Origin of the sequence: Salinicola endophyticus (assembly GCF_003206575.1) — a bacterium.
GTDB classification, from domain to species: domain Bacteria; phylum Pseudomonadota; class Gammaproteobacteria; order Pseudomonadales; family Halomonadaceae; genus Salinicola; species Salinicola endophyticus.
Map to the genome: position 1 here is coordinate 195,865 of NZ_PZJO01000010.1, position 24,185 is coordinate 220,049.

Annotated in this window: 21 protein-coding genes and 1 riboswitch; of the genes, 9 read left to right on the forward strand and 12 right to left on the reverse strand. The window is 66.2% G+C overall.

Going from position 1 to position 24,185, the window contains the following annotated elements; all coding sequences use genetic code 11:
- Window positions 1–16: 16 nt before the first annotated feature.
- The 6 genes from DOM66_RS17985 to DOM66_RS18010 all read right to left on the reverse strand — a co-directional run bounded on the left by DOM66_RS17985 (window position 17) and on the right by DOM66_RS18010 (window position 5,335).
- The gene (locus tag DOM66_RS17985) at window positions 17–943 is read right to left on the reverse strand and encodes a DMT family transporter (RefSeq protein ID WP_245392483.1); all 927 of its coding nucleotides are present in this window, start codon (window positions 941–943) and stop codon (window positions 17–19) included.
- A 6-nt stretch (window positions 944–949) separates the two neighbouring features.
- Window positions 950–2,113 (reverse strand): phosphoglycerate kinase, encoded by a 1,164-nt coding sequence (locus DOM66_RS17990; RefSeq protein WP_110691080.1) that lies wholly within the window; start codon window positions 2,111–2,113, stop codon window positions 950–952.
- Between the two features lie 153 nt (window positions 2,114–2,266).
- Window positions 2,267–3,304 (reverse strand): type I glyceraldehyde-3-phosphate dehydrogenase, encoded by a 1,038-nt coding sequence (locus DOM66_RS17995; RefSeq protein WP_110691081.1) that lies wholly within the window; start codon window positions 3,302–3,304, stop codon window positions 2,267–2,269.
- An 86-nt stretch (window positions 3,305–3,390) separates the two neighbouring features.
- Entirely contained in the window at window positions 3,391–4,140 is a 750-nt protein-coding gene (locus DOM66_RS18000; protein WP_110691082.1) for an alpha/beta fold hydrolase, read from the reverse strand.
- Between the two features lie 117 nt (window positions 4,141–4,257).
- Window positions 4,258–4,986 (reverse strand): LrgB family protein, encoded by a 729-nt coding sequence (locus DOM66_RS18005; protein WP_110691083.1) that lies wholly within the window; start codon window positions 4,984–4,986, stop codon window positions 4,258–4,260.
- Window positions 4,979–5,335 carry a CidA/LrgA family protein gene (locus DOM66_RS18010; RefSeq protein ID WP_110677221.1) on the reverse strand — a complete coding sequence of 119 codons (357 nt, stop codon included), beginning with the start codon at window positions 5,333–5,335 and terminating at the stop codon, window positions 4,979–4,981. The genes DOM66_RS18005 and DOM66_RS18010 overlap by 8 nt, the downstream gene beginning before the upstream one ends.
- A 425-nt stretch (window positions 5,336–5,760) precedes the next feature.
- Here DOM66_RS18010 and DOM66_RS18015 point away from each other — a divergent pair, with 425 nt between their 5' ends.
- The 4 genes from DOM66_RS18015 to DOM66_RS18030 all read left to right on the forward strand — a co-directional run bounded on the left by DOM66_RS18015 (window position 5,761) and on the right by DOM66_RS18030 (window position 10,249).
- Window positions 5,761–6,813, forward strand: a complete 1,053-nt coding sequence (locus DOM66_RS18015; RefSeq protein WP_110677224.1) for a class I fructose-bisphosphate aldolase — start codon at window positions 5,761–5,763, stop codon at window positions 6,811–6,813.
- Between the two features lie 261 nt (window positions 6,814–7,074).
- Window positions 7,075–8,127 (forward strand): type 2 periplasmic-binding domain-containing protein, encoded by a 1,053-nt coding sequence (locus DOM66_RS18020; protein WP_110677226.1) that lies wholly within the window; start codon window positions 7,075–7,077, stop codon window positions 8,125–8,127.
- Window positions 8,128–8,280: 153 nt separating this feature from the next.
- Window positions 8,281–8,724: a tripartite tricarboxylate transporter TctB family protein gene (locus DOM66_RS18025; protein WP_110691084.1), complete on the forward strand. Its 444-nt coding sequence runs from the start codon at window positions 8,281–8,283 to the stop codon at window positions 8,722–8,724.
- Window positions 8,725–8,740: 16 nt separating this feature from the next.
- Window positions 8,741–10,249, forward strand: coding sequence for a tripartite tricarboxylate transporter permease (locus tag DOM66_RS18030; RefSeq protein ID WP_110677230.1), 1,509 nt, complete (start codon window positions 8,741–8,743; stop codon window positions 10,247–10,249).
- Window positions 10,250–10,401: 152 nt separating this feature from the next.
- Here DOM66_RS18030 and DOM66_RS18035 read toward each other — a convergent pair whose 3' ends face one another.
- Entirely contained in the window at window positions 10,402–10,899 is a 498-nt protein-coding gene (locus DOM66_RS18035; RefSeq protein ID WP_110677232.1) for a 6,7-dimethyl-8-ribityllumazine synthase, read from the reverse strand.
- A gap of 137 nt (window positions 10,900–11,036) precedes the next feature.
- Window positions 11,037–11,204: riboswitch (FMN riboswitch) on the reverse strand.
- Window positions 11,205–11,377: 173 nt separating this feature from the next.
- Between DOM66_RS18035 and DOM66_RS18040 the strand changes: the two genes are divergently transcribed.
- Entirely contained in the window at window positions 11,378–12,364 is a 987-nt protein-coding gene (locus tag DOM66_RS18040; RefSeq protein WP_110691085.1) for a sugar-binding transcriptional regulator, read from the forward strand.
- Between the two features lie 58 nt (window positions 12,365–12,422).
- Here the strand turns inward: DOM66_RS18040 and DOM66_RS18045 are convergent, their stop codons facing one another.
- The 5 genes from DOM66_RS18045 to DOM66_RS18065 form a co-directional block, all read right to left on the reverse strand.
- Window positions 12,423–13,427, reverse strand: coding sequence for a sensor domain-containing diguanylate cyclase (locus DOM66_RS18045; RefSeq protein ID WP_110691086.1), 1,005 nt, complete (start codon window positions 13,425–13,427; stop codon window positions 12,423–12,425).
- Window positions 13,424–14,809 (reverse strand): S-methyl thiohydantoin desulfurase domain-containing protein, encoded by a 1,386-nt coding sequence (locus tag DOM66_RS18050; protein WP_223162065.1) that lies wholly within the window; start codon window positions 14,807–14,809, stop codon window positions 13,424–13,426. Before DOM66_RS18050 ends, DOM66_RS18045 begins: the two co-directional genes overlap by 4 nt.
- Before the next feature lie 87 nt (window positions 14,810–14,896).
- Window positions 14,897–16,897: a transketolase gene (gene tkt / locus DOM66_RS18055; protein WP_110691088.1), complete on the reverse strand. Its 2,001-nt coding sequence runs from the start codon at window positions 16,895–16,897 to the stop codon at window positions 14,897–14,899.
- A 47-nt stretch (window positions 16,898–16,944) separates the two neighbouring features.
- Window positions 16,945–17,715: a triose-phosphate isomerase family protein gene (locus tag DOM66_RS18060; RefSeq protein WP_110691089.1), complete on the reverse strand. Its 771-nt coding sequence runs from the start codon at window positions 17,713–17,715 to the stop codon at window positions 16,945–16,947.
- A gap of 7 nt (window positions 17,716–17,722) precedes the next feature.
- Window positions 17,723–19,450, reverse strand: a complete 1,728-nt coding sequence (locus tag DOM66_RS18065; protein WP_110691090.1) for a dihydroxyacetone kinase family protein — start codon at window positions 19,448–19,450, stop codon at window positions 17,723–17,725.
- Between the two features lie 367 nt (window positions 19,451–19,817).
- Between DOM66_RS18065 and rpiB the strand changes: the two genes are divergently transcribed.
- The 4 genes from rpiB (at window position 19,818) to DOM66_RS18085 (ending at window position 24,116) form a co-directional block, all read left to right on the forward strand.
- Window positions 19,818–20,279 (forward strand): ribose 5-phosphate isomerase B, encoded by a 462-nt coding sequence (gene rpiB / locus DOM66_RS18070; RefSeq protein ID WP_110677247.1) that lies wholly within the window; start codon window positions 19,818–19,820, stop codon window positions 20,277–20,279.
- A gap of 436 nt (window positions 20,280–20,715) precedes the next feature.
- Window positions 20,716–21,828: an MDR/zinc-dependent alcohol dehydrogenase-like family protein gene (locus tag DOM66_RS18075; protein ID WP_110691091.1), complete on the forward strand. Its 1,113-nt coding sequence runs from the start codon at window positions 20,716–20,718 to the stop codon at window positions 21,826–21,828.
- A gap of 66 nt (window positions 21,829–21,894) precedes the next feature.
- Entirely contained in the window at window positions 21,895–22,545 is a 651-nt protein-coding gene (locus tag DOM66_RS18080) for a DUF2291 family protein (RefSeq protein ID WP_110677252.1), read from the forward strand.
- The gene (locus DOM66_RS18085) at window positions 22,542–24,116 is read left to right on the forward strand and encodes a sugar ABC transporter ATP-binding protein (protein ID WP_110691092.1); all 1,575 of its coding nucleotides are present in this window, start codon (window positions 22,542–22,544) and stop codon (window positions 24,114–24,116) included. The genes DOM66_RS18080 and DOM66_RS18085 overlap by 4 nt, the downstream gene beginning before the upstream one ends.
- The last annotated feature ends 69 nt before the right edge of the window (window positions 24,117–24,185 follow it).

The window sequence follows — 24,185 nt, forward strand, 5'->3', positions numbered from 1 at the left end:
CGCCATCGAATCGTCTTCAGCGGGCCGTGCCCGAAAGACGACGGCCCGGCAGCGGCGCCACTTCCAGGACCGCCGCGGCGATCACCAGCAGCGCACCGCCGAGCTGGAGCGCGCTGAGCGGCTCGCCGGCGAACAGCGCCGCCGAGAGTACCCCCACCAGCACTTCGCTCATCATCAGAATGCCCAGGCGCGCCGGCGGCAGCACGCTGGCCGCCCACACCACGATCGCCAGCGATATGGCCCACCACAGGATGGCGGAGACGGCGATCCAGGCCACGGCCTGACCCAGCGCCGGCATCGGCGGCAGCCCGGGCCAGGGGCCGAGCAGCGGTGTCAGTGCCAGCGCGCCGAGCAGCGCTCCCAGTGCGAACACGAAGCTGCCCTCGCCGGGGCCGAGGGTGCTGCGTGCGCGCATGCCGCTGGAGGCGATCGCCCAGAGCAGGCCGGAGACCAGCCCCAGCCAGTCGCCCAGGGTGCGCGGCAGCGGCGAACCGGCGGCGCCCAGCACCAGTGTCAGGCCGGCCAGCCCCAGGGCGATCACGGCAAGACGTCGGCCGGTGAGCGGCCAGCGCCACCACAGTCGCTCGATCAGCGAGCTCCACACCGGGGTGAGATAGAACAGCAGGATGACCACGGCGACCTGACCCTGGACCAGGCCCACCGAGTAGCACATGAAGGCTGCGCCGCCGAGCAGCACCGCGAGTATCCCCAGCGGATGGCAGCGGCGCAGCCGTTCACGTCCGGCCAGCGCCCAGGGGATGAGCAGGCAGCAGGTCGTGAGCGCGACGATCAGCGAGCCCCAGACGCCGCCCAGGGACAGCGCCTCGAGGCGGCGGATGGGAATCCAGTAGAGCCCCCACAGCGCCCCGGCGAACAGAATGCCCGCGGCCGCCAGGNNCCTGGCGGCCGCGGGATTCGGCGCGATCGTCTTCGGGTTGGCCACCCGCGCTCAGCGTGCGGCGGCTTCGAGCGCGGCGACGGCAGGCAGGGTCTTGCCTTCGACGTACTCGAGGAAGGCGCCGCCGCCGGTGGAGATGTAGGAGACACGCTCGGCGATGCCGTACTTGTCGATGGCGGCCAGGGTGTCACCGCCGCCGGCAATCGAGAACGCCGGGCTGTCGGCGATGGCATGGGAGAGGGTCTCGGTGCCCTTGCCGAACTGGTCGATCTCGAACACCCCCACCGGGCCGTTCCAGAGAATGGTGCCGGCGCTGCCGAGCAGTGCCGCCAGGCGCTTGGCGGTCTCCGGCCCGATATCCAGGATCATCTCGTTGTCACCGACCTGGTCCACCGGCTTGACCGTCGCGGTGGCGGATTCGGAGAACTCGGTGGCCACCACCACGTCGCTGGGCAGCGGGATCTCGACCTTGGCCATCAGCGCCTTGGCCTTGTCGATCAGGTCGGCTTCGTAGAGCGACTTGCCGACATTGTGGCCGGCCGCGGCGATGAAGGTGTTGGCGATCCCGCCGCCGACGATCAGCTGGTCGCACTTCTCGGCCAGGGCGTAGAGCACCTCGAGCTTGGTCGAGACCTTGGAACCGCCGACGATCGCTGCCATCGGGCGCTTGGGCGCGCTGAGCGCCTGCTCCAGTGCTTCCAGCTCGCTCGCCAGCAGCGGGCCGGCGCAGGCCTGGGGCGCGAAGCGGGCGACGCCGTGGGTCGAGGCCTGGGCGCGGTGGGCGGTGCCGAAGGCATCCATCACGTAGACGTCGCAGAGTGCGGCGTAGGCCTTGGCCAGCGCCTCGTCGTCCTTTTTCTCGCCGCGGTTGTAGCGCACGTTCTCCAGCATGACCACTTCGCCGTCGGCGATCTCCACCGGCTGCTCGAGGTAGCTCTTCTCCAGGCGTACCGGCTGACCCAGCAGCTCGCTGAGATGCCGGGCGACCGGGGCGAGGCTGAACTCGTCGGCCGGTTCGCCTTCGGTGGGGCGGCCCAGATGGCTCATCAACAGGACCCGGGCGCCGGCGTCGAGGGCGGCGCGGATGGTCGGCAGGCTGGCGCGGATGCGCGCGTCGCTGGTGACCTTGCCGTCCTTGACCGGCACGTTGAGATCCTCGCGGATCAGGACGCGCTTACCCGAGAGATCCAGCTCAGTCATCTTATGCACGTTCATGCGTTCCTTCCTTAGGTTTTGTACGAAAACGGCCTACGCTGGGCAATACCGCGTTAAAAATTGGCTCAAGATGCTCATTTATGCCCATAAACTCCGCTCTTTCGCCACTTTTTGCCTTGTCTTGCCTTCGCTCGTCGACTTTTCGTACAGAACCTAGCGAGGAGAGGCGGTAGCGGAGGATGGGCACTCGAGCCAGTGGTGGGCCACGTCGAGCATGCGATTGGCGAAGCCCCACTCGTTGTCGAACCAGCACAGCGCCTTGAGCAGGCGGCCCCCGGCGACGCGGGTCTGGGTGGCGTCCACGATACCCGAGCGCGGGTCGTGGTTGAAGTCGACCGAGGCCATGGGCTCGTCAGTGTAGCCGAGCAGGCCCTGATAGCAGCCGAGGCTGGCGTCGCGCAGGCAGGCGTTGACCGCTGCGGCATCGGTCTCCCGGGCGAGCGAGATCGCCATGTCCATGGCCGAGACGTTGATCGTCGGCACGCGCACGTGGAGGCACTCGAAGCGCTCCGCCAGGTGCGGCATCAGACGGCCGATGCCGCGGGCGAGACCGGAGTCCACCGGCACGATCGACTGCATCGCCGAGCGCGTCAGGCGCAGGTCGCTGTTGTGGTAGGCGTCGATCACCGGCTGGTCGTTCATCGCCGAGTGGATGGTGGTGGTGACGCCGTGCTCGACTCCGAAGTGGCGGTCGAGCACGTGCAGGATCGGCACCAGGCAGTTTGTGGTACAGGAGGCGGCGGAGACCACGCGCATAGCCGCCGTCAGCGTCGACTGGTTGACACCGAAGACCACAGTGGCGTCGACGTCCGCCTCGGCGGGCTGCGAGAACAGCAGCCGCGCGGCGCCGGCCTGCAGGTGGCGTTCGGCGGTGGCGCGATCCTTGAAGCTGCCGGAGCACTCGAGCACCAGATCCACCCCCAGGTCGCCCCAATCCAGCGCTTCGGGGTCAGCGGCGCGGCGGATGGCGATGGCCTGGCCGTTGACCACCAGCGCGCCGCCGCGCGTCTCGACGTGCCCGGGGAAGCGGCCGTGGGTGGTGTCGTAGCGGGTCAGATAGGCGAGCGTTTCCAGCTCGGAGAGCTCGTTGATGGCGACCACCTGGAACGGCAGCTCGGGGCGTTCCACCAGGGCGCGCAGCACGCTCTGGCCGATCCGCCCGTAGCCGTTGATGGCAATGCGATACGTCATGCCGGGGCCCGTTCGAGAGATTCACGAAGGCAGGCATGTTAGCGCATTCACTGCGCCGCCGCAGGGGCCGAACCCGGCTCCCGGCCTCAGCGGCAGCTGGCCGCGATGGCATCGAGGCGCGCGGCCAGAGCCGCGGGCATCTCCATCGGCAGTAGATGGCCATAGCCGGGGAAGATCTCCAGTTCGCCGGCGCTCAGGTGCGGCATCACCGACTCGCGCTGCACCGCCGGGGGCAGCGAGGGGTCGCGATCCCCCACCAGCACCCAGGCGGGCAGGTCGAGCACGCCGACGCGCTCGCGCCAGTCCTCGGCGTAGGTGTGCTCGGGCCAGGCGCGCCACGCCGCCGGGGTGGCGTTGATCGCGTCCTCCACCGCGCGCTGGTAGAGCGCCGGATCGAGCGTCACCGCGCTGGCGCCGTCGATGAAGGCCCGCGCCTGGGCCTCGCTGAAGTCGAAGTCGAGCTGGAAGCGATGTTCTTCGGCGCTGATCGCCTGGGGGCCGGGTGGCGACGGGGCGATCAGCACCAGCGCGCGCAGCCAGGCCGGGCGCTCGGCGGCGACGGTCATTGCGATGCGCCCGGAGAAGGAGTGACCGACCAGCACCACCTCGTCGAGTCCCGCGGCCTCCACCTCGGCGATCACATGGCGGGTCATGGCGGCGACGTCGTAGCCGGGGCGGTCGCGGGCGTCGCCGAAGCCCGGCATATCCAGGGTGGCGACGCGTGCCGCCGGGTCGAGTTGGCGGATCACCTCGCGCCATTCGCGGTGGGAGCTGCCGAAGAAGTGCATCAGGACCAGGGTCGGGCGCCCCTGACCGCTATCGCTCGAAAGTGTCATCGCCGGGCTTCCATGCCGTGGGTGTCACCCAAGCGTAGCCTCTCACCCCAGCGTCGTCTGTCATCTCGACGTCGTCTTTCCTATCCGGGTCGCCGCTATGTCAGCGTAGGCATCGGCTCACGCCCAGAGATGCCACACCAGCGGCAGCACGATGGCGGTGAAGGCGCCGGTCAGACTCATGCCCAGGGAGGCGAAGGCGCCGGCCTGGTGGCTGATCTCGAAGGCGCGCACCGTGCCCAGGGCGTGGCCGTTGATGCCCAGGGCGAGACCGATCAGGCGCTGATCGCGGATGCGCATCCAGCGGCTCAGCCACTCGACGCCGAAGATCGCGGTGATCCCGGTGGTCATCAGTGCGCCCATCAGCAGCGCCGTGGAGCCGCCCAGCTCCTGGGTCAGGCTCAGTGCGATCGGCGAGGTCACCGATTTCGGCGCCAGCGAGGCGAGCACCTCCCGCGGGGCGCCCAGCAGCCAGGCGATCAGCACCGCGTAGCAGGAGGCCAGCGTGGCCGACAGCGGCAGTGTCAGCACGATCGGCTTCCACAGCGCACGGATCTGCCCCAGCTGCTGGTAGAGCGGTACCGCCAGCGCCACCGTGGCCGGCCCGAGCAGCAGCATCAGCCAGGCGGCGCCGCGGTTGTAGTCGTCGATGCCGATCGGCAGCAGCGCGATCACCGCGGCGATCAGCAGCGCGGCGATGATCACCGGTGGGCACCAGCTGGGGTGGCGCAGCAGCTTGAACAGGTGCACACCGAGAAAGTAGGCGGCCAGGGTCAACGCGATGGCGCCGATCGGTGTGGCGAACCACGTCTGCGGCAGTGCCGCCAGGGACATGCCCAGCTCACTCATGCGGGGTCTCCGGCGGCAGGCAGCGGCGCATCAGCCACAGGCTGGAGGCGACGCTGGCGAGGGTACCCAGCAGCAGTGCGCTGAGAATGGCACCGGCCTGATCGGCGAAGCGCCCGGCGACGAAGAAGATCTCGACCACACCGGGCATGATCAGCAGCGCGAGCATGGCGATCAGCGGCTGGCTGATGGCGACCACATCGGTGTTCATGCCGCCGCGCTGGCAGAACCACAGCGTCAGCAGCAGCATGCCGATCACCCCCGCGGGCAGGGCGATGGGCAGCCACAGGGCGATAGTCTGGCCCAGCAGGAAAAAGGCGAGGAGCCACAGAAAACCCCGCAGCACGGACATGGTGCATCTCCGAAAAGGCGGAACAGCCGCTGGTAAAAGCCGCTAGCGTAGCAGATCGCGTCGTGATCCCACTTTCCGATGACGATTTTCAGCCCGCGTCGTCGCGCCGCTCGTGACACGCTATGGGGCCGTCGTTGCCAAGGCCCGCGCGGCGTCAGCGAATGGCGACAGCCGAGACAAGTCGTGCGCAAGGCGTGAACTGAGCCGCGTTGTCGCTTATTCTGGGCCCGTTCGACCGCGCTCGAGGCGTCGTGACGGAGAGGGGGCAGCCGTCGAGCGCGCGGTGGACGCCTCCGGCGGGGCGAGGAACCCGGCGGTCCGGCGTCGCCATCACCGTCTTGCGAGCCGTTGCCCCGGGCAGCGGCAGGGAAGCCGTACCCGTCGAGACTCCCCGACGTACCATCTGAGGACAGAGGAAACGCACCATGACCGATATTGCCAAGCTGCTGGGCGACGAGGCCGACAGCCTGCTGAGCTACACATGTAGCGGGTTCAAGAAAGAGGATCTGTACCTGCCCGGCCCGGACTTCGTCGATCGCGTCTTCGCCGACAGCGACCGCAGCCCGCACGTCATGCGCAACCTGCAGACGCTGTTCAACCATGGCCGCCTCGGCGGTACCGGCTACGTCAGCATCCTCCCGGTGGACCAGGGCATCGAGCACTCCGCCGGCGCCTCCTTCGCGCCCAACCCGGCCTACTTCGATCCCAAGAACATCCTCGAGCTGGCGCTGCAGGGCGGCTGCAACTGCGCCTGCTCGACCCTGGGCGTGCTCTCCTCGGTGGCGCGGCGCTACGCGCACAAGATCCCGCTGATGCTCAAGCTCAACCATAACGAGAGCCTGACCCTGCCGGCGATGTACGACCAGACCCTGTTCGCTCAGGTCGAGCAGGCCCACGACATGGGCTGCATCGCGGTCGGCGCGACCGTCTACTTCGGCTCGCCGGAGTGCCGCCGCCAGATCCAGGAGATCAGCGAAGCCTTCGAGCGCGCCCACGAGCTGGGCATGGTCACCGTGCTGTGGTCCTACCTGCGCAACCCGGCGTTCAAGAAGGATGGTGTCGACTACCACGTCGCTTCCGACCTCACCAGCCAGGCGGTGCACCTGGCGGCGACGATCAAGGCGGATATCGTCAAGCAGAAGCTGCCCGAGAACAATGGCGGCTACAAGGCGATCGGCTTCGGCCATACCCACGAGAAGGTCTACAGCGAGCTGACCAGCGATCACCCGATCGACCTGGCGCGCTACCAGGTCGCCAACGCCTTCATGGGGCGCGCCGGGCTGATCAACTCCGGCGGTGGCTCCAAGGGGCAGTCGGACCTGGGCGAAGCGGTGCGCACCGCGGTCATCAACAAGCGCGCCGGCGGCATGGGGCTGATCTCCGGGCGCAAGGCGTTCCAGAAGCCGCTCAAGGAGGGTATCGAGCTGCTCAACGCCGTTCAGGACGTCTATTTGTCGAAGGACGTCAGCATCGCCTGATCCGACAGGGCGCCTTCACGGCGCTGTCAGCAGTAGGAGCCCGGCCGACAGGCCGGGCTTTTGACGTTCTGGCGCCGGACATCTGCACGGTTCATCGACTTTGGTCTGCCGACCTAAGTTGAATTGTATGACAAAGCCTACCTCTTTTACCGTGGCTGTCGCGTTGAATGATAACGCTATCATTTTCATATCCCGCCGCTGGCGAGACGCCCTGCCTGGCGTTTCGACGCGAGAGCCGGCCGGGGAAAGGGGAGACGCAGCATGAAACCGATCTGGAGCAAAGCTTGCCTGGCGCTGCTGGCCAGCGCCGCCATCGGCCTGACGACCTCGGCCCAAGCCGCCGATGACTGCCCGTTACCGGGCAATCTGCGGGTGGTGATCGGCTCGACCTCGACCGGGGGCGACACCTATCAGAACTCGAGTATCGTGGTCGACCAGTTGGCCAAGAAGCTCGACATCAACGCCAAGGTCGATGCCGTCGGCGTGATGCCGGCCTTTCAGGCGCTCGAGCGCAGCCGTCACGGCAACACCATCATGATCTTCCACGATGGCGCCTATCTGGGGCATCTCTACGGGGTCAACGGCTATCCCGATATCTTCACCAAGTACCTCATCGGGCCGACCATCGCCATCAACCCGGGCAACGCCTATCTGGTGCCCAAGGATTCGCCCTACCAGACCCTCGACGACATCATGGCCGCGGCCGGCAACGGCAAGCAGATCCGAGTCGCGATCCAGCCCGGTGGCGTCTCCGAAATCGGCTTCTCGGCGCTCAAGAACGCGGTGCGCATGAAGTATCCGGGCAAGGAGGGCAATATCGTCGCGGTGAATACCGGCTCCCAGGCGGACAAGAACCAGCTGCTGTTCGATGGTGCCGCCGATGTGATCAACGGCTCGGTGCAGGCCAACGAGCAGTATACCCAGCTGCCGGCGGATGATCAGAAGGCGATGCGCTTCGTCTGGATTACCGCCCGCCATGACACTGTCGCCCAGACCGAAGCGGCGGGCATGGGTGATACCACCCGCGAGCAGCTGCTGCAGTATGTGACGCCCAACGTCGAGGTACCGATGGGCGAGGGCCAGGACTTCACCTTCGATAAGGAGTTCTTCTTCCTCTACAACAAGGACATGGACCCGGCCGCGGTCAAGTGCATCGACAATGCGCTGGCCGACATCTATGACCAGGGCGAGATCCAGAAGCAGCAGAAGCGCTCGTTCTTCATTCCCGACTTCAAGCCATCCGCGCAGGCGGCGACCTATCTCGAGAAGAAGAACGAGGAGTATCGCACCATCATCGACGACCTGAAGGGTTAGGCTTCACGCGAAAACGGCCGACGCTCGTCGACTTTTCGTGCAAACCCTAGGCTCGCTCCCTGGCGTCGGCCATGCCCGGCCGGCGCCTTCGATCCCTTGTCGATCCCACGCTAGACGCCGCCGGCGCATGACCCGGCACAGGAGCCACTCCTCATGGACAGCCACTGGCTATCGCTGTTCGATGTCACCATCGACTTCAGCCAATCCCATCTCTTCTTTCCGCGTATCGTGACCACGCTGCTGGGCATCCTGCTGGTGATGATCCTGGTGACCCGCTATCGCCGCATCATGCCTGCGCTGCGACATGCCGGGCGCGTGGTGGGGGGGCGCGAAGGCAGTTTCGACCGCAAGCGCTTCTTCGGCACCCTGGTGCTGGTGACGCTCTACTTCTATCTCATGGGGGTGCTGAGCGACGTCTTCCCCAATACCGGCTACAGCTTTCTGATCATGTCGGTGCTGTTCGTGTTCTCGCTCTCGCTGCTCTACGCCGAGCGCCTCTCCCGCCGGATCCTGCTGATCATCACCCTCAATGCGCTGATCGCTCCGGCCATCGCCTGGTACGTGCTGGCGCAGCTGTTCCGCATCACGCTGCCCTGACCCGGAGATCCGACCCATGGACATTCTGTCCCATCTCACACCGATGTTCTTCACGCTGATCGCCGCCGGGACGCTGATCGGCATCATCTTCGGCGCCATTCCCGGCATGACCGCGACCATGGCGGTGGCGGTGTGCCTGCCGCTGACCTATGCCTTCGGCCTGGTCAACGGTATTGCGCTGCTCCTGGGGCTCTACGTCGGCGGCATCTCGGGGGGGATGGTGCCGGCGGTGCTGCTCAACATTCCCGGCACGCCGTCATCGATCACCACCACCTTCGACGGTTACCCCATGGCCCAGCGCGGCGAGGGCGAGCGTGCGCTCAAGACCGGGATCGTGGCGTCGATCTTCGGCGGGCTGTTCAGCGCCGCGGTGCTGTTCTTCTTCGCCCCGGTACTGGCGGACTTCGCGATCAAGTTCTCCTATGTGGAGAAGTTCCTGATCATCCTGCTGGCGCTGACGGTGATCGCTTCGCTCTGCTCGAACATGCTGATGGGTATCTTCAGCGGGGTGCTCGGTGTCTGGCTGAGCCTGATCGGCACCTACTCGATCACCGAGGGCGGTAACGGTGAGCCGCGGTTGATGTTCGACTTCATGCAGTACTATCTGATCGATGGCTTCTCGCTGCTGCCGGTGTTGATCGGTATCTTCGGGCTGAGCACCATCCTGCTGGACGCCGAGAACGGCTTCGCCGATGCCCCCGGGCAGGGCCGGATCAAGCTCCAGGGCGGTGCGCGCTTCTCGTTCTCGATCTTCAAGGGGCAACTGGTCAACCTGATCCGCTCTTCCGGGATCGGCACCTTCGTCGGCATGCTCCCCGGGGTCGGTGGCAGCGCCGCCTCGGTGCTCGCCTACAGTCAGGAGAAGAACTTCTCCCGCGACTCGTCGCAGATGGGCAAGGGCGCGACCCAGGGCATCGTCGCCTCGGAGTCATCCAACAACGCGCTCACCGGCGGCGCGCTGGTGCCCCTGCTGTCGCTGGGCATTCCCGGGGACTCGACCACCGCGATCCTGATCGGCGCCTTCACCCTGCAGGGCATCCAGGTCGGCCCGCTGTTCATCGGCAACAACATGGACACCTGGTATCTGATGATCATCGCCCTGGTGGCGGCCAACGTCCTGATGTTCGGCATCATGTACTTTGCCATCCGCCATATCGCCAAGGTGATCGAGGTGCCCAAGTACATCCTCTACCCGCTGATCGTGATGATGTGCGTGGTCGGTGCCTATGCCATCAACTACGGCATCATGTTCGACGTCTGGACGCTGCTGATCTTCGGCGTGTTCGGCTATGTGGCGCAGAAAATCGGCCTGGAAGTGGTGCCGCTGATCATCGGCTTCATCCTCGGCAAGTCGGCGGAGGTCTACTTCGTCAAGAGCATCGAGTCCTACGGCAACCTGACGATCTTCTTCACCAAGAGCCCGATCGCCGTCTTCCTGTGGGTACTGATCGCGGTCTCGGTGGCCTTTGCGATCTATCTGCGGGTGCGCAACCGGCGCCGCGAGGCGAGCAGCCTGGTCGAGTAAGCAGGTCGAGAGAGCGGGGCGAGCCAGCGGTTCGAACTAGCCGCTGCGTCTCGTCTCGACGACGCGCCACATGACGACAAAGCCCACGCCGATGGCGTGGGCTTTGAGCTGTCATGGCGCCAGGCTCTGTGACGCCAGCGCGTAGCGAGTGGTCAGTCGACGCTCAGCTTGCGCACCTGATTGAGATTCTCCAGCGTCGCCAGGCACGCCTCGGCGGCCTCCGCGCCCTTGCTCAGGAAGTGCTCGCGGAAGAAGGCGGTGTGCGCCTCGTGCTCGTGGAAGTGGTGCGGGGTCAGCACCGCGGAGATCACCGGAATCTCCTGCTCCATCTGCAGCGCCATCATGGCGTCGATGACCGCGGTGGAGACGAAATCGTGACGATAGATGCCGCCGTCGACGACGAAGCCCGAGGCGACGATCGCGGCATAGCGGCCGCTCTTGGCCAGCAGCTTGGCCTGCAGCGGGATCTCGAACACGCCGGGTACGCTGAAGGTCTCCAGCTGGGCGGTATCGAAGCCGCGCTCATGGAGGCGCTCGACGAAGGCGGAATGGCAGTTGCCGACGATATCGTCATGCCACTCGGCACGGATGAAGGCAATGCGCTGGGCGCGCGTCTGCGCGGAGAGCTGCGGGGAGGTGGACTGATTCATGGTCGTTTCCTGTGATGGTCGAGGTAACCAGAATCAGGGCTGCGGCGCGCTTGGCGTACGCGAAAGACGGCAGGCACCGTAGCACTCGGCGTGTCAGCCGGGGGCGGTCGGTGGACCGAATCGACATGGGCAAGTGACACCGTTCTCTTTCATCCGGACTGTGACCGTCGGCTTCGGAATCGCACCGAATCTGCTGACCCGGGCAACCAGCGTGGCTCGCTGCCCGGCGCTCGCGGGCTTGGGCAGCCCGCAAGCGCGCTGCCATCACCGCCGGTGGGGACTTCCACCCCGCCCTGAGAACCGATGCCGGCGGGCGTACCCGTCGACATTCGCCCATAGTCTACGCCCTTCACCGCGGGCGCGGAAGGCCGTCGCCGGGGCGCGCTGTGGTATCGTGTGGCGGCATCTTTGGGCGTGCACCGTGGACTCGACCGCCGCCCGCCCCGACTCCCTGACACGCCACCCGGACCGAGACCGCATGAGCGAGCGTAACGACACCGCCGAGATCGCGCTGATGACCGAGATCGCGACCCTCTACTACATCGAGGGGGAGACCCAGGAAGCGATCGCCAACCGCCTGGGCATCTCGCGGGTCAAGGCCGGGCGGCTGCTCAAGCGAGCCCAGGGCGAGGGAATCGTCGACGTGCGCGTGCGCCAGCATCCGGCGGTGAGTGCTGAGATCGAGCAGGCGCTGATTCGCCGCTTCGGCATCAAGCGCGCGCTGGTCGCCCTCGACCACGCCGACCCCGAGGTGCAGCGCGGCAATGTCGCCAGCCTGGTCGCCGACCACCTCTCGCGCAGCCTGAGCGAGGGCGCCATCGTCGCCGTGGGCATGGGGCGCAACGTCGGTGCGGTGGCGGACAACGCCTTCGAACAGGGGCAGCGCAACTGCTCCTTCGTCTGCGCCATCGGCGGCTCGGTGCGGGCCGGCGAGTACATGAACCCGGACCATATCTGCCGGCGCCTGGCGATGAAGTTCGGTGGCGACAGCGAAACCCTCTACGCGCCGGCGCTGGTGCAGAATCTCGAGCTGCGCGACGCCATGTACGACAACCCCACCATCCGCCAGACCCTCGATCGCGCGCGGCGTGCCGATTTCGCCCTGATCGGCATCGGCGATCTGAGCGAGAACAGCAACATGGTGCGCATGGGCTGGTTCTCGCCTCAGGAGACCGCCGAAGCGCGCCTCTCCGGCACCGTCGGCGACATGATGGGCTACGACTTCATCGACATCTACGGACGCCCGTCGATGACGCCGATGCAGGGCCGCGTGATCGGCCTGACCATCACCGATCTGGCGCGGATCCCCGATGTCATCGCCATCGCCGCCGAGAACACCAAGGCGGCGGGTATTCTCGGCGCGCTGCGCACCGGGGTGATCGACACCCTCGCCACCAGCGTCACCAATGCCCACACCATCCTGCGTCTGGACGAGGCGACCCGGGTCGACGACGGCGAGGGCTGATCCGCAGCGCAGTCGCCTGCGCCACGTCACCTGCCGGCCGGCGCGAGATCGTCACCCACTACGAGGCCGAGGTGGCGACGTCGTGCCCTTGGATCCGGTTGCGTCCTTCGTGCTTGGCGCGATAGAGGGCGCGATCGGCGAGCACCATCAGATCGTGAAAGGAGCGGCAGGTGGAGGTGAGCTGGGCGACGCCGATGCTCAGGGTGACCGAGGCCTCGCCCTCGCCGTCATAGGTCGCGACGGTCATGTCGGCAATGCACTGGCGTATCCGCTCGGCGAGCGTCAGGCCTGCCTCCAGCGAGGTCTCGAGCAGCACGATGGCGAACTCCTCGCCGCCGATCCGACCCACCGTATCGATGGCTTCGCGTACCTGTTGCGCGCAGCACTCGGCGACGGCGCGTATCACCAGGTCGCCGGTGACATGGCCCCAGGTATCGTTGACCTGCTTGAAGAAGTCGATATCGATGAGCAGCAGCGTCAGCGGGTGCGCGAAGCGCCGCGAACGTTGGTATTCGCGCTCGCCGATCTCCATCAGGTGGCGTCGGTTGTAGACGCCGGTCAGCGAGTCGCGGGTAGCCAGGGCGTGGAGCTCGAGGTTCATGCGCTCGAGTTGAGCGTTCTGCTCGGTCAGCCGGGTATTCAGCGCCAGCAGCTCCTCCTCGTGGCGCTTCTTGTCGGCGAGACTGAAGCTGACACCGATGAAGCGATCACCAAAGACCGCGTCGTCGATCAGCTTGCCGTAGTTGGCATACCACACCCACTGACCATCCTTGGCAAGGATGCGGAACTCGCTGTAGTAGCGCTCGGTGCGACCCTTGATGTGCTCATCGATGGCCTGTTCGACCGAGGCAACGTCATCGGGGTGCATGAGGGCAAAGATGTCGCCGATTTCGTCGGCCTCTTCCTCTTTGTCATAGCCGAGGTCGGCAAAGATCTTGGTCAGCCCGAAGACCACCTCTCCCGTGGAGAGGTTGTTTTCCCACAGATCGAGCCCGCTGGCTTCGAGGGTCAATTGCAGACGCTTCTTGTAGAGGTCCTGTTCATCCACAGGAAAATCACTCATGCAGGGCCTTTGAGGGGGCCGCCGGCATAACCGATGCGTCGCAGCAGGCCGGCGAAGGAGTCGCAAACACCGGCGGCGTCGCGAAAGGCCGAGGCGGCGCGAATGCTGATGACGCTGACCGGCACACCGGTGCTCTTGCCGGTCTGCCGGTCATGATAAGGCGCCAGATCGTCGAAGGCATTGGAGAAGCCGCGGCCGGTGGCTTCCGAGTAGTAGCAGATCGAGTCCGGCGCGATGATCACGGGGGCGCCATCCTGGGCAGCGTACAGGATCAGGTTTTCATTCATGTTGTAGAGGTAGTGCGTGGAGGTGCTGTCGCGCGGATCGGGGGTGTCATCCAGGCGAATGATGCCGACATCGAGGGAGGCGCCGTTCGTCGACTGCGTGACCTCGGTGATATAGGCGTTGGTGAGCGCACTCGTCGCGCTTCGACCAGTGAGCGATTCGAGCTTGGCGACGATATGTTCGGTGGTGTGCGGGCCGTCGGCGTCCTCCATATACGCCCCCAGCGCTCGGACCTGCTCCAGCGTACCGGACAGATAGTGATCCGTGAGCGCGAAGCCATTGGCCGCGGTGGATGGCCACAGCATGATGCCGGCATAGCTGCCGAACGCAGCGACCACACTGCCCGCCAGGGATTCGACGTCGGCGGCCGTGGCGGCTTGCAGGCGCACCGAGCGTGCGTCCTCGGCACGCTGGGCGTTATCGGCCAGGACGCAGGGGCTGGCGGTGAGAGTCGCGGCTCCGCTATAGAGGGTTTGCGGCAATTCCGGCACCGCGCGTCCACTGCCGTCGCCGTTGACGACCCACTTGACCGGGGTGTCGCCGAGGGCGGCGATCAGTGGGACGAGTGAGTTGATCGGCCCGATTTCGACGGGAATCACACATGTCGGTGCCGTACCGCAGAGGGTCCGGAAGGCGTCTACGGTGTTGTTCATCGCCCGCTGTATCGCCGCCAGGGAGAGATCTTCGGCGGCATCTGGCGATCCCATCATGGCCAGCACGCAGGCGTCGGTGGCGCCGTCGTAATCCTTGATCTCCACGCTGCCGGACCAGCCGCTCGCCTCGAGTTGTTCCAGTACCCGCATCGCGTCGTGGTAACTGCCGCCGCCCCCGCTGGCCATTAGCGCGGCGCCGGTGACGACGTGACGAAAGTCGTCGAGTCCATATTGGAAAGTCATGCAGTTGCTCTCGCTAGGGTGGCGCCAGGCAGGGCCATGACGTTTGCCACGCTGAGTGTTGTTGTTGGTATGGGTGTCGGGGGCTCTGCCGGTCCCGACGCTAAGGCCAGTGGACTGGTCGACACACACGACAGCCATTTCAGGATGATCTAAAGCGATGAGGGAAAGCAAGACGAGAACGGGGCGGGACAGCGGCCGCACACGCAAACGCCCGGCCTTGGCCGGGCGTTTGCGCTGACGTTTCCCGCTCTGGGCGAGGTGACGCCCCGCACGGGAGAACCGGAGGGATCAGGCGTTGGCGAGCAGCTTCTCGGCGCGGGCGACGACGTTGTCGACCGTGAAACCGAAGTGCTTGAACAGATCAGCGCCCTTGCCCGATTCACCGTAGGTGGTCATGCCGATGACGTCGCCGTCGAGGCCCACATACTTGTACCAGGTGGAGGGGATGGCGGCTTCGATCGCCAGACGCTTGCGCACGTCGCCCGGCAGCACCGACTCGCGGTAGGCGGCGTCCTGGGCGTCGAACTCGGTGGTGCAGGGCATCGATACCACGCGCACGCGCTTGCCCTTGCCTTCGAGTTCAGCAGCGGCGTCCATCGCCAGGCCGACTTCGGAGCCGGTGGCGATCAGGATCAGCTCCGGCTTGCCGCCCTCGGCCTCCTTGAGCACGTAGCCGCCGCGACGGATCTGCTTGAGCTGCGCGTCGTCCCGCGACTGCGCCGCCAGGTCCTGACGCGAGAAGATCAGCGCGGTGGGACCCTTCTCACGCTTGAGCCCCTCGACCCAGGCCGCCGCCGTCTCGGTGGCGTCGCACGGGCGCCAGGTGGCCAGCCCCGGCAGGTTGCGCAGGTCGGCGAGCTGCTCGATCGGCTGGTGGGTGGGGCCATCCTCGCCGACACCGATGGAGTCGTGGGTGAAGACGTGGATGACCCGGGTGTGCGACAGCGCCGACATGCGCACGGCATTGTGCATGTACTCCATGAACACCAGGAAGGTGGCGTCGTAGGGGATGAAGCCGCCGTGGGTGGCGATGCCGTTGGCGATCGCGCCCATGCCGAACTCGCGCACGCCGTAGTGCAGGTAGCCGCCGTCGAAGTCCTCCTTGCTGATCGCCTTGGCGCCTTTCCACAGGGTCAGGTTGGAGGGGGCGAGGTCGGCGCTGCCGCCGAACAGCTCCGGCAGGTCCGGTCCGAGCTCATTGAGGACGGCCAGCGAGGCCTTGCGCGAGGCGAGCTTCTCGGACTTCTCCTGGGCCCGCTTGACCAGGGCATCACCGTCGAAGCCGTCGGGCAGCGTACCGCTGTAGCGACGCTTGAGTTCCTTGGCGAGTGCCGGATGGGCCTTTTCGTAGGCCGCCAGCCTGGCGTCGTAGTCGGCTTCCAGCTTGGCGCCGCGTTCCCGCGCATCCCAGGCCTGGTAGTACTCGTCCGGGATCTCGAACGCCGGCGACTCCCAGCCGAGCTGCTTGCGGGCAGCCGCGACTTCGTCTTCGCCCAGGGCGGCGCCGTGGCTCTCTTCCTTGCCCGCCTTGTTGGGCGAGCCGAAGCCGATCACGGTCTTGCAGATGATCAGGGTCGGCTTGTCGCTGACCGACTTGGCCTCTTCGATGGCGCGGTTGATCTGCTCGGCGTCGTGGCCGTCGACGTCACGCACCACGTGCCAGTCGTAGGCTTCGAAGCGCTGGGCGGTGTCGTCGGTGAACCAGCCCTTGACTTCGCCATCGATGGAGATGCCGTTGTCGTCGTAGAACACGGTCAGGTTGCCCAGACCCAGGGTGCCCGCCAGCGAGCACGCCTCATGGCTGATGCCTTCCATCAGACAGCCGTCGCCGGCGAACACCCACACCCGGTGATTGACGATCTCATGGTCGTCACGGTTGAACTGTGCTGCCAGGGTGCGTTCGGCGATCGCCATGCCGACCCCGTTGGCCAGGCCCTGACCCAGCGGCCCGGTGGTGGTCTCGATGCCGGGGGTGAGGCCGTGCTCCGGGTGGCCCGGGGTCTTCGAGCCGAGCTGGCGGAAATGCTTGAGCTCTTCCAGCGGCAGGTCGTAGCCGGTCAGGTGGAGCAGCGAATAGTGGAGCATGGAGCCGTGGCCGTTGGAGAGAATGAAGCGGTCACGGTCGGCCCAGTCGGGATTCGCGGGGTTGTGCTTCAGGTGATCGTTCCACAGCACTTCGGCGATGTCGGCCATGCCCATCGGCATGCCGGGGTGGCCGGAATTGGCCTGCTGCACGGCGTCCATGGAGAGCGCGCGGATGGCGTTGGCTAGCTGACGGCGAGATGGCATTGGCTATCGAATCCCCTAGATCGTAAATGGATGGTGGCGCGATGAATTCAGCGGGCCGCCACCAGCGAGCAGGCTTCGCCGACGACGGCCTCGAAGGCGGCCGGGTCGTGGGCGAAGCGCCCCAGGAAGAGGCCGTCGACCCGTCCGGCGAGCCGCGTCAGCAGGTCCGGGCCGGCACTGCCACCGTAGATCACGCTGGCTGCCGGGTGAGTGTCGAGCTGCTCACGCAGACCCTGGCAGACCGCCGCGATATGCGAAAGCGATGCCGGTTCGGCGGCACCGATCGCCCAGTGCGGCTCGTAGGCGATCACCAGCGGCTGGCGGCGCTGTGCCGGCGTGGCCTGGTCGAGCGCCTGCATGATCTGCTCGCAGCACGCCTCGACCGCGGCCCGCGGTGTACCGCGTTCGGCCTCGCCGACGCACAGCACCGGCGTCAGCGTGTGGTCGAGCGCCACCTGCATCTTGGCAGCGATGCTCGCGGCATCCTCGCCGAACAGGCGCTGGCGCTCGGCGTGGCCGATTTCGACATGGCGACAGCCCATCTCGGCCAGCATGGCCCCGCTCACTTCGCCAGTATAAGCACCGTTTGGCGCCGGATACAGGTTTTGCCCGCCGACGCTGACAGGGGTGTCGGCGAAGATCTCCAGCACCGGCGCGATGGCCGGGAAGCTGGGCAGCACGAACAGCGCTACCCGGCCGTCGGCGACGGCCGGGTAGCGCGGCAGGCAGGCCGCGATCTGCCGACACCAGGCGAGGGTCTGGGCGTAGCCGAAGTACATCTTGAAGCTGATGCCCAGGGTGATCGTCGGCGCGGCCATGGCGTCCTCAGTCGGCGGTGGCGATGACCCGATGCACCGCATCGAGGATCATCGCCAGGGAAATGGCGCCCGGATCGGGCGTGCCCAGGCTCTTCTCCGCCAGCGGGCGGGCGCGGCCGAGCTTGGGCTTCAGTGTCTGGGTGTCTTCGGCGGCGGCCTGGGCGGCCTGGGTGGCGGCGCCCCAGGCGTCGGCCAGATCATCACCGGCGGCGATCCGCTGGCTCAAGGCGTCGCTGAACGGCACCAGCGCATCGACCAGCGTCTTGTCGCCGAGCTTGGCCTTGCCGAATTCCATCACGTCCTGCTTGGCCTTGGCTACCCCGCGGGCATAGTGCTCGGCCTGCGGTGCGGCGTCGTCGCCCAGGGTCAGGCTCAGGGCGTCGAGCATGACGCCCCAGATCGCACCGGAGGTGCCGCCGGCGCGGTCCGACCACGCCTCGGCGGCCTGGCGCAGCAGGGTGCCGGCCCCGGCGCCGCGGGCCAGCGCCTGTTCGGCTGCCTCGGCGGCGGCCACTGCGCCGCGCTGCATGCCGATACCGTGGTCACCGTCACCGGCGATGGCATCCAGCTTGCCCAGCTTGTCGACATTGGCATCGATCACCTCGCGGGTGGCGCGCAGTGCCTGCTCGACACAGCGCGCCGCGGCCCTGGAGGCCTGGCTGGCGGCGGGAATCTCGTCGGCATCGGGAATGTCGAGCGCCGCGGTATCGATCGGCGGCGCCGGATTGAGGCTGCCCTTGCGATAGGCCGGGGTATCGGCGGGGGCGCGCCACAGCCGTTCGAGCTCGTCATCGAGCCAGAACAGGGTCAGCGAGGCGCCGGCCATGTCGAGGCTGGTGACCAGCTCCCCCACCTCGGGCTCGACGATCTCGATGCCCGCTTCCAGCAGCAGGGCATGGACCCGGCGATAGACCACGAACAGCTCTTCGTACTTGATCGCGCCGAGCCCGTTGAGCAGCACCGCGGCGCGGGCGCCGCGCACCGTCTCGATGCCGTCCGGCACCTCCTCGAGCAGATGCGAGACCAGCAGCTCCGCCAGGGCGTCGGCGCTGGGAACGTCCTGCTCGCTGATACCCGGCTCGCCGTGGATGCCCAGGCCCACCGCCATCTTGCCCGCGGGCACGTGGAACAGGGCATCGTCGGCTCCGGGCAGGGTGCAGCCGTCGAACGCCACGCCCATGGAGCGGGTGCGCAGATTGGCAGCGCGCGAGAGGCGGACCACCTCTTCCAGCGAGTATCCGGCCTCGGCCGCCGCCGCGGCCACCTTGAACACGGTCAGGTCGCCGGCGATGCCGCGGCGCTTGTGCAACTCCTCGCGGTCGGCGCTGGAGATGTCGTCGATCACGGCGACGATCTCGCAGGGGATGCCCTCGCGGATCAGGCGCTCCCGGGCCTGGCCGAAGTGCAGCACGTCGCCGGCGTAATTGCCGAAGCTCAGCAGCACACCGCCGCCGTTGTTGGCTGCCTTGCACACGTTGTAGACCTGCTGTGCCGAGGGTGAGGCGAACAGATTGCCCATCACCGCCCCATGGGCCAGCCCCTGACCCACCAGACCGGCGAACGCCGGGTAGTGCCCGGAGCCGCCGCCGATGACGACGGCGACGGTGCCCGGCTCGCTGCGGGTGCTGCGGATGACCCCGCCGGGTACCTGACAGACCCGCTGGGCGTGTGCGGCGACGAAGCCCGCGGTGGCTTCGTCGACGAAGTTCACTGGATCGTTGTAGAGGCGTGTCATGACCGACGCTCCCGAATTGGATGACTGGATAACGGTGCGGCTGGCTGGGCCGAAACGACCGCGGGATCAAGGGTGATATTTTGTTCTGTGTGTGCGCATATGGTTTGGTGCGCCGTTTCAGCTTCATCATAGCGGTGACAGAGGCGGCGGATATGCGACTTTGGTGGCGTTTTTGTGCGGCTTGACGGCCTTTTCAAGGCATATTCCTCGCGCCTAATGGACTGATTTTGCGCAGATGTTGGGAGTCTTTGATGCTTCCAGAGGGTCTATTTTCGATCATATGAATGGTGTTTGTTCATATGAGCGAGCTCGGTCTATGATGTCGCCGTCGACAACCGACGTCAGAGACGGCAACCGGAGGTGAGCGATGGCAGAGCAGTGGCGAGTGGCGGTGGGATGTGACGAAGCCGCCTATGAGATGAAGCAGGCGATGGTCGAGCATGTGCGTGCGCTCGGTCACGAGGTCGAGGATTTCGGCACCCACGATGGCAAGCCGGTCCTCTATCCGGACGTCGCCTTCGAGATCGCCCAGGCGATCGCCGAGGGGCGCTTCGACCGCGGTGTGCTGATGTGCGGCACCGGGATCGGTGTGGCGATCTCGGCCAACAAGGTGCCAGGCATTCGCGCGGCCCAGGCCCATGACACCTACTCTGCCGAGCGGGCGCGCAAGAGCAACGATGCCCAGATCGTGACTCTGGGGGCGCGGGTGGTCGGGGTCGAGCTGGCCAAGGTGATCGCCACGACCTTCCTCTCCAGCGAGTACGAGCCGGGTGGCCGCTCGCAGCCCAAGATCGACCGTATCGAGGCCTACGAGCGAGAGCGGCGCTGACCTCGAAGCAGGCACCTCTCCACTTCGATATCCGCAAGGATCCCGCGCCCGCGGCTCTACAGGAGTCGCGGGCGCTGTCGTTGTGGTTGTCTCCCTGTGGCCGCAGCTCGCTCTGGGTATTCGTGTCGGTATCGCTGGTTTGGGGCTTGGTGTGGCGCGCTTTTGAAAGCGTTATTGAACATATGATCTGTTGAGGATCATTTTGCGCGGCCTGAAATGCCGTTCTTGCTCAGGATCGATCGACAAACTCGCGTTGCAACTTTGGTCTCGGTCGATGGAGTAAGTGGTTTTTAAATCCTTCAATAACAATGGCTTGATTGGCGTTTGGCTAAAGTCTTATGCGCTGAAGCAGCCTCTGTCGTTGATGCGGTTTCGTCGATTGCGCTAAAAACATATGACCGAATGTTGATCATGTGTTTAAGCACCGGAGACGATCATGTCCGACGCTACCGCCACAGCCGCGCAGCACGACGCCAGCGACGCCATCCCCAAGACCATGAAAGCCGTGGTGGCTTACGCCCCTGGTGACTACCGCTATGAAGAGGTGCCGGTACCCGAGATCGACGACAAGGAGATTCTGGTCAAGGTCGAGGGGTGTGGCATCTGTGCCGGCGACATCAAGTCCTATGACGGCGCGCCCAGCTTCTGGGGCGACGAGACCCAGCCCGCTTACATCAAGGCGCCGATGATTCCGGGGCACGAGTTCATCGGGCGGGTGGTCAAGGTCGGCGCCCAGGTCGAGGGCTATCAGCCCGGCGACCGGGTGATCTCGGAGCAGATCGTGCCGTGCTGGAACTGCCGCTTCTGCAACCGCGGCCAGTACTGGATGTGCGAGAAGCACGATCTCTACGGCTTCCAGAACAATGTCAACGGCGGCATGGCCGAGTACATGAAGTTCACCAAGGAGGCGATCAACTATCACGTGCCCGAAGAGCTGCCGCTGGAGCAGGCGATCCTGATCGAGCCCTACGCCTGCTCGCTGCATGCGGTGCAGCGTGCTCGGATCGAGCTGGGCGATGTGGTGGTGCTCTCCGGCGCCGGCACCCTAGGCCTGGGTATGGTCGGGGCGGCCAAGAAGGCCGGTGCCGAGAAGCTGGTGGTGCTCGATCTGTTCGACGAGCGTCTGGAACTGGCCAAGCAGTTCGGTGCCGACCTCACCCTCAACCCCAAGCGCGATGACGTGGTCTCGATCATCAAGGAGATGACCGGCGGCTACGGCTGCGATGTCTATATCGAGGCGACCGGCCATCCCAAGTCGGTGGAGCAGGGGTTGTCGATGATCCGCAAGCTGGGGCGCTTCGTCGAGTTCAGCGTGTTCAAGGACCCGGTCAGTGTGGACTGGAGCATCATCTCCGACCGCAAGGAGCTCGACGTGCTCGGCTCCCACCTGGGCCCTTACTGCTATCCGCTGGTTATCGAGGGCATCCGCAACGGTGATTTCCCCACCGAAGGCGTGGTCACCCACAAGCTGCCGCTGGAGAAGTACGAAGAGGGCTTCGAGCTGATGAAGAGCGGGGCCAAGTCGCTGAAGATCGTGCTGATCCCCTGAACGTGAATGGCCGCCCGTCGGATCGGCGGGCGGCGGCGAACAGCGCCTGACAGGAGGGCTCTGGTCATGAGTACAACCGTTGCAGCCCGGCCGCGCAGGCCCGGCAAGACACGCAGGCGGGTGATTCTGGGGGCTGTGGTGGTGGCGGTCATCGCTGCCATGGCGTGGGATACCACGGTGGTCGAGATCGGCCACGAATCCGAGCTGGCCGGCGGCTTCTCCGCCGCTACCTACGGCAGCGAGCACTTCCCGGCGATCCAGAAGAGCGTGGAGCAGCGCGCGGTGCCGGCCGCTGAGCTTGCCACCGCGGTGCTCGAGGACGCCAGCGCCGCGGGGCAGAAGTATGGCGTCGGCGACGGCTTCGGCCCGGTGGTACCGGTGACCTTTACCGGGGTGGTAGGCGAGGCGCGTTCCGGTATCTACACGGTGGCGGCCGAGGGGGTGCCGGAGGCGATCACGATCCGTTTGCAGACCGGCCCGGCGATCAACGGCACCGACCTGCGCGACGCCACCGGCGAGATCAGCTTCGGCGAGTTCACCAACCAGATCGAGTACCAGAATGCCGGCGCCTCGATCAACGACGCCATGAAAGAAGCCGTGCTGGCGGACATCGATACCGCCGACCTGAGCGGCAGGACGGTGACGGTGACCGGCGTGTTCAAGTTGATCAATCCCAAGAACTGGCTGGTGACGCCGGTGAGGATGGACGTCGAATGAGTCACGTCAACGCCCCCGCGCCGACCTCTGGCGCCGAGACCGATGACGCCCGGCGCGACGACGAAGTGGTGCTCTCGGCGCGCAACGTGGCCAAGTCCTTCGGCAGCGTTCAGGCGCTGAAGACGGTCAACTTCGATGTCTTCCGCGGCCAGGTGACCACCCTGTTCGGCGAGAACGGGGCGGGCAAGTCGACCCTGATGAAGGTGCTCTCCGGGGTGATCCAGCCCACCTCCGGCGAGATCGTGCTCGACGGCGAGCCGGTGCGCTTCGCCTCGACCACTGACGCCACCCGGCTGGGCATCTCGATCATTCACCAGGAGCTGAGCCTGGCGCCCAATCTGAGCGTGCGCGACAACATCTTCATGGGGCGCGAGATCAAGGGCCCGACGGGGATCGACTTCGCCGAGGAGGTGCGCCAGACGCGGGCGCTGATGGAGGCGCTGGACGAGCCGATCGATCCGCTGACGCCGGTGGAGGATCTGCGTCTCGGCCAGCAGCAGATCGTCGAGATCGCCCGCGCGCTGTCGGTCAATTCGCGGATTCTGATCATGGACGAGCCAACCTCGGCACTCTCCGCCTCCGAGGTCGAGGTGCTGTTCCGGGTCATTCGCGATCTCAAGAGTCGCGGGGTGTCGATCGTCTACATCTCCCACCACCTGGAAGAGGCGCTGACCATCACCGATCACGCCGTGGTGCTGCGCGACGGCGTGATGACCGCCTACGCCAAGCGTGCCGACATCGATCTCGAGTGGATCGTGCGCAACATGGTGGGCGACAACTTCGACCTCGGTTCGCCGCCCACCGGGCACACCATCGGCGAGGTGGCGCTGGCGATCGAGGAGGTCAGCGTGGCCGACGTCAACGTGCCCGAGCGCTCGGTGGTCGACCGTCTCTCGCTCGCGGTGCGTGCCGGCGAGATCGTCTGCATCTACGGGTTGATGGGAGCCGGGCGCACCGAGCTTCTGGAGTGCATCGCCGGGCGCGTACCGCTGACCGGCGGGCGGGTGCTGCTGGAGGGGAGCGACATCTCCCGCCTGAGCATTGCCGAGCGCATCGACAACGGCCTGGTGCTGGTGCCCGAGGATCGTCAGCGCGATGGCCTGGTGCAGACCATGTCGGTGGGCGAAAACCTGTCGCTGGCGAGTATCAAGGCCTTCACCAAGGGGCTTCTGACCTCCGGCAGCCGCGAGCGCGGGGTCATCGACGAGTCGATCGCCAGCGTGCACATCAAGACCGACGGCCCCCGCGCCGACATCGGTTCGCTCTCCGGCGGCAACCAGCAGAAGGTGGTGATCGGCAAGATGCTGGCGACCCATCCGCGGGTGGTGCTGCTCGACGAGCCCAGCCGCGGCATCGATATCGGGGCCAAGGCCGAGGTGTTCAAGCTGCTGGCCGAGGGCGCGGCCCGCCAGGGCCTGGCGGTGATCTTCTCCACCTCCGAGGTCGGGGAGTGCTTGAGCATCGCCCACCGCATCGTGGTGATGAGTCGCGGACACATCGCTGCCGAGTTCGGCGCCGATGTCTCCAAGGAGCAGATCATGGCCGCTTCCGGGGAGTCGGTGGTCGCCTGAGCGTCCCACCGCTTCAGGGCTGCCCGGGTGCCGGGTAGCGCCGACAGACGTTCTGGATTTCATGAGGGA

Coding starts and splice junctions, on each gene's coding strand:
- DOM66_RS18085 (WP_110691092.1), top strand. CDS start 22,542: ATGAGTCACGTCAACGCCCCCGCGCCGACCTCTGGCGCCGAGACCGAT.
- DOM66_RS18015 (WP_110677224.1), top strand. CDS start 5,761: ATGACCGATATTGCCAAGCTGCTGGGCGACGAGGCCGACAGCCTGCTG.
- DOM66_RS18080 (WP_110677252.1), top strand. CDS start 21,895: ATGAGTACAACCGTTGCAGCCCGGCCGCGCAGGCCCGGCAAGACACGC.
- rpiB (WP_110677247.1), top strand. CDS start 19,818: ATGGCAGAGCAGTGGCGAGTGGCGGTGGGATGTGACGAAGCCGCCTAT.
- DOM66_RS17990 (WP_110691080.1), bottom strand. CDS start 2,113: ATGAACGTGCATAAGATGACTGAGCTGGATCTCTCGGGTAAGCGCGTC.
- DOM66_RS18010 (WP_110677221.1), bottom strand. CDS start 5,335: ATGTCCGTGCTGCGGGGTTTTCTGTGGCTCCTCGCCTTTTTCCTGCTG.
- DOM66_RS18045 (WP_110691086.1), bottom strand. CDS start 13,427: ATGAGTGATTTTCCTGTGGATGAACAGGACCTCTACAAGAAGCGTCTG.
- DOM66_RS18065 (WP_110691090.1), bottom strand. CDS start 19,450: ATGACACGCCTCTACAACGATCCAGTGAACTTCGTCGACGAAGCCACC.
- DOM66_RS18040 (WP_110691085.1), top strand. CDS start 11,378: ATGAGCGAGCGTAACGACACCGCCGAGATCGCGCTGATGACCGAGATC.
- tkt (WP_110691088.1), bottom strand. CDS start 16,897: ATGCCATCTCGCCGTCAGCTAGCCAACGCCATCCGCGCGCTCTCCATG.
- DOM66_RS18005 (WP_110691083.1), bottom strand. CDS start 4,986: ATGAGTGAGCTGGGCATGTCCCTGGCGGCACTGCCGCAGACGTGGTTC.
- DOM66_RS17995 (WP_110691081.1), bottom strand. CDS start 3,304: ATGACGTATCGCATTGCCATCAACGGCTACGGGCGGATCGGCCAGAGC.
- DOM66_RS18030 (WP_110677230.1), top strand. CDS start 8,741: ATGGACATTCTGTCCCATCTCACACCGATGTTCTTCACGCTGATCGCC.
- DOM66_RS18020 (WP_110677226.1), top strand. CDS start 7,075: ATGAAACCGATCTGGAGCAAAGCTTGCCTGGCGCTGCTGGCCAGCGCC.
- DOM66_RS18060 (WP_110691089.1), bottom strand. CDS start 17,715: ATGGCCGCGCCGACGATCACCCTGGGCATCAGCTTCAAGATGTACTTC.
- DOM66_RS18000 (WP_110691082.1), bottom strand. CDS start 4,140: ATGACACTTTCGAGCGATAGCGGTCAGGGGCGCCCGACCCTGGTCCTG.
- DOM66_RS18035 (WP_110677232.1), bottom strand. CDS start 10,899: ATGAATCAGTCCACCTCCCCGCAGCTCTCCGCGCAGACGCGCGCCCAG.
- DOM66_RS18025 (WP_110691084.1), top strand. CDS start 8,281: ATGGACAGCCACTGGCTATCGCTGTTCGATGTCACCATCGACTTCAGC.
- DOM66_RS18075 (WP_110691091.1), top strand. CDS start 20,716: ATGTCCGACGCTACCGCCACAGCCGCGCAGCACGACGCCAGCGACGCC.